This window comes from Terrisporobacter sp. (assembly GCF_017888745.1).
In the GTDB taxonomy this organism is placed as follows: Bacteria; Bacillota; Clostridia; order Peptostreptococcales; family Peptostreptococcaceae; genus Terrisporobacter.
In genome coordinates, this window is sequence record NZ_JAGHFM010000203.1 from 1 (window position 1) to 3,801 (window position 3,801).

Below are 3,801 nucleotides of genomic sequence, written 5' to 3' on the forward strand. Positions count from 1 at the left end.
ATAGTTGATTTAGCTTGTGCACTTGCTCAAAATACAAATGAAAGATTCCTTCTTATAGTTCCAAATGAAGGTGCTATAGAAAACTTTGATAGAACAGCAATGGTTGAAATACCTTGTATAGTAGGTAAAAATGGATATGAAAAAATATGCCAAGGTTCTATACCTCAATTCCAAAAAGGATTAATGGAACAACAAGTAAGTGTAGAAAAATTAGCAGTAGAAGCTTGGATAGAAGGTAGCTACAATAAGTTATGGCAAGCAATTACATTATCAAAAACAGTACCAAGTGCAAAAGTAGCAAAACTTATATTAGATGATTTAATAGAAGCAAATAAAGAGTACTGGCCAGAATTAGTATAAATATTAGTGTTTTAAGGATGACTATAGAATGTTTGGACTATTTAATAAAAATAAAAAAGAAAAACAAAGAAAATCAATAAAAGGATTTTACTCTATGATAGATGGGGATAGCATAGATTTATCTGAAGTTGATGATGAGATGTTTTCTAATAGAGTTTTAGGTGATGGTATCGCTGTAAAGCCAACATCAAGTACTGTTGTTTCTCCTTGTGATGGTGAAGTAACACTGGTTTCTGAAACTAAACATGCAATTGGTTTGAAGAATGAGGACGGAATAGAAGTATTAATTCATATAGGACTTGATACAGTAAGTCTAAATGGTGAAGGTTTTGAAACATTATGCAAAACTGGAGATCAGGTGAAAGTTGGTAAACCATTAGTTAAAGTAGATAGAAAATTATTAAAAGAAAAAAATATTCAAGATATCACTATGATGGTTTTTGTTGAACAAAATGGATATACACTATCTAATTATCATACCAATAAGTCAGTAGAATCAGGAAAAAGTTTATTAGTAGAGTATGAATAATAATCAATTTATATATAGATTGAAACTTACATTTTTCGGTGTAATTCTTATAGGAATAGGAGTAGCTTTCTTAAGGGGATCAGGGTTTGGAACTGATCCCTTTACTATGATGAATTTAGGGATAAGTAAAATTATTGGAACTTCTTTAGGAGTATTTCAGTTAAAGCTTAATGTAGTATTATTCTTTATAGTATTAATATTAGGAAGAAAGTATATTGGTATAGGAACAATTACTAATATGGTATTGGTAGGATTTATATCAGATTTATTTTCTTTATTTATTTCCAATGGATATTCAATTGAAGTGAGAATAATACTGACTGTATTAGGTATTATTACGATATGTTTGGGTGTTTCAATATATTCATCTGCAAATTTTGGAGTAGCTCCATATGATGCAATTGGTTGGGTAATAGAAGATGTAACTAATCATAGAATTAAATTTAAAATATCTAGAATAGTAACAGATACAATTTGTGTTATCATTGGCTTATACTATGGAAGTATTATAGGAGTAAATACATTTATAATGGTATTTTGTACAGGTCCACTAGTACAGTTTTTTACACAAAAAATATCTAATTATAAATTAAATGTATGGAGTAAATAAGCACTTAAGAGAATAATAGAGAGTGATGAGTTAATAGTAGCTTATCACTCTCTATTATTATATAGATATAGCAAATTTTTTAGTGGTAAGGTATAATTTAAATTATAATAAAAATATATTTTATAGGGGAATTATACGAAAGATTGGGGTCACATATGAAATTAGAGGAATTAATAAATCAACATTATGATCATCTCAATGAAAATGATTTTTATATTTGGAACTATATATCAAAACATAAAAAAGAGTGTGAAAAGCTTGCTATTGATCAATTGGCATACAAGTGTAATGTATCAAGAACAACTATTCTTAGATTTGCTCAGAAAATCTCTTTAAAGGGATATAGTGAATTAAAGTTATATTTGAAGTTAGAAAATCAACAAGCAAAAGAAAGCACAAATGAAATTGAAATGGTATGTGATACTTATTTTAATGTAGTTAAAAGTATAAAAGAGAAAGATTGTACAGAAATTTTTGAAAAAATGGATTCAGCCAGGAATATATATGTTTATGGTGTTGGAATGGTACAGTCATCTATTAAAAAAGAACTTAAGCGTATTTTTATGTCAGGAGGAAAGATACTTTATGACTTAAGTGGATATAAAGAATCGGAATTTTCTTTAAATACAGCTACTTCTGAAGACTTATTTATTATTATATCAGTATCTGGTGAAAATCAGTTTATAATTGATTTTGCATCTAAGTTGAAAGTAAGAAATATACCGATTATTTCTATTACTAGGTTGAAAGAAAATACTTTATCTCAAATTAGTGATTATAATTTATATATATCTTCTGTCACTTTTCCTAAACCAATAAATGGAACAATGTATGAATCAGTTACGTCTTATTTCATACTTATTGAAATTTTATTTTTAAAATATATAGAATACAAAAAAGGGAGAGCTGAAATTTAAGTATGGATATGAGACTAGAAACATTAATTTATGATAATTATAAACGTTTAAATGAAAATGACAAACATATATGGAGTTATATACTAAACAATAAAAAATCCTGCGAAAGTATGTCTATACAAGAGTTAGCATGTAGCTGTAATGTTTCTCACACTACGATTTTAAGGTTTGCACAAAAACTAGGATTAAATGGATATAGCGAATTGAAATTTTATTTAAAATTAGACAATAATAAAAAATATGATTTAGAGAAAGTTAATATTATGGGTTTGTCAGATGATATAAATAGAACTATGGATATGTTAATACAAAGAGATTATTCAGATTTATTTAGTCTATTAGATAATTCTGATAGAATTTATGCCTATGGTTCAGGTCAAATGCAAAAGAGTGCTGTAGAAGAATTTAAAAGAAATTTTCTTAGTATGAACAAATTAGTTAATATTATAGAAGGAAGTGAAGAGGTTAAGTCAGCACTTAATTATATTACGGAAAATGATGTTGTATTTTTATTCTCTCATTCTGGTGAAAACAAATTTATGAATAGTTTTGCAGAGAATCTAAAAAATAATGACATAAGAATAGTATCAATAAGTAAAAGTGGAAATAATACATTATCCAAGTTAAGTGATATAAATATTCAATTTTATACACGTGAGCTAGCACAGATAGGTGAGAATTTACCCATATTTTCTGGATCTCAATTTTTTATTATATGTGAAATTTTACTGTTAAAATATTTAGAGTACAAAAAACTTAAGTAAAATTTACAACTAGATATGTGAAAATTAGATAGATTTTATATTATATATTCCTAAAAAACACTAAATTATGAAATAGAAAATAAGGTTAAAAAAGCAATTGGATTTGAAATTTTATTTCCAGTTGCTTTTTTATTCTAAGTAGTTTGTTTGATTTAAATTGATAATTTAGGAGATATAAAGATTGTATTAATATAAGTTTCTTAAATAGATTTATCCTTAGAATTTTTAAAAAATATATTTTTATTCATAATATATTCAATCAAATAACCCATTACAATTATGCCAGGCAAATCAATCAAAAACCTAACAAGAGTGAATTTATATCCAAGCCCTCCTATTTCAAATAAAATAGTAGAAAGTTTTATTACACACCAAGCATTTAAAAAAATCATGATATTAGAAAGCTTCACACCTTTATCAGAAAGTACTTTAGTAAAAGGAAAGGCTGCATACATTGGTCCAGCGGCTAAAGATGCAATTAAAATAGATAAAAATACACCGAGCACTCCAGATTCTTTTCCCATATATTTCATCATAGATTCACGAGATATCCATACATCAATCAGACCAAGCATAATCATAATAGGTGGAAGAACTCCAAGCATTTGCATTACACTAGAC

General features: G+C 26.7%; 5 protein-coding genes and 1 pseudogene. 5 read left to right on the top strand and 1 reads right to left on the bottom strand.

Going from position 1 to position 3,801, the window contains the following annotated elements; all coding sequences use genetic code 11:
- The 5 genes and pseudogenes from J7G74_RS09910 to J7G74_RS09930 form a co-directional block, all read left to right on the top strand.
- Positions 1-360, top strand: a pseudogene (locus tag J7G74_RS09910) (6-phospho-alpha-glucosidase); the annotation flags it as partial.
- 28 nt (positions 361-388) lie between these two features.
- Entirely contained in the window at positions 389-889 is a 501-nt protein-coding gene (locus tag J7G74_RS09915) for a PTS sugar transporter subunit IIA (RefSeq protein ID WP_297134766.1), read from the top strand.
- Positions 882-1,499, top strand: coding sequence for a YczE/YyaS/YitT family protein (locus J7G74_RS09920; RefSeq protein WP_297134768.1), 618 nt, complete (start codon positions 882-884; stop codon positions 1,497-1,499). Before J7G74_RS09915 ends, J7G74_RS09920 begins: the two co-directional genes overlap by 8 nt.
- Positions 1,500-1,654: 155 nt before the next feature.
- Positions 1,655-2,416 (top strand): MurR/RpiR family transcriptional regulator, encoded by a 762-nt coding sequence (locus J7G74_RS09925; RefSeq protein ID WP_297134771.1) that lies wholly within the window; start codon positions 1,655-1,657, stop codon positions 2,414-2,416.
- A 2-nt stretch (positions 2,417-2,418) separates the two neighbouring features.
- On the top strand, positions 2,419-3,180 hold the full coding sequence (locus J7G74_RS09930) for a MurR/RpiR family transcriptional regulator (protein ID WP_297134773.1): 762 nt from the start codon (positions 2,419-2,421) through the stop codon (positions 3,178-3,180).
- A gap of 200 nt (positions 3,181-3,380) precedes the next feature.
- Here the strand turns inward: J7G74_RS09930 and J7G74_RS09935 are convergent.
- A partial coding sequence (locus J7G74_RS09935) for a permease (RefSeq protein WP_297134776.1) occupies positions 3,381-3,801 on the bottom strand: 421 nt, incomplete at its 5' end.

Coding starts and splice junctions, on each gene's coding strand:
- J7G74_RS09915 (WP_297134766.1), top strand. CDS start 389: ATGTTTGGACTATTTAATAAAAATAAAAAAGAAAAACAAAGAAAATCA.
- J7G74_RS09920 (WP_297134768.1), top strand. CDS start 882: ATGAATAATAATCAATTTATATATAGATTGAAACTTACATTTTTCGGT.
- J7G74_RS09925 (WP_297134771.1), top strand. CDS start 1,655: ATGAAATTAGAGGAATTAATAAATCAACATTATGATCATCTCAATGAA.
- J7G74_RS09930 (WP_297134773.1), top strand. CDS start 2,419: ATGGATATGAGACTAGAAACATTAATTTATGATAATTATAAACGTTTA.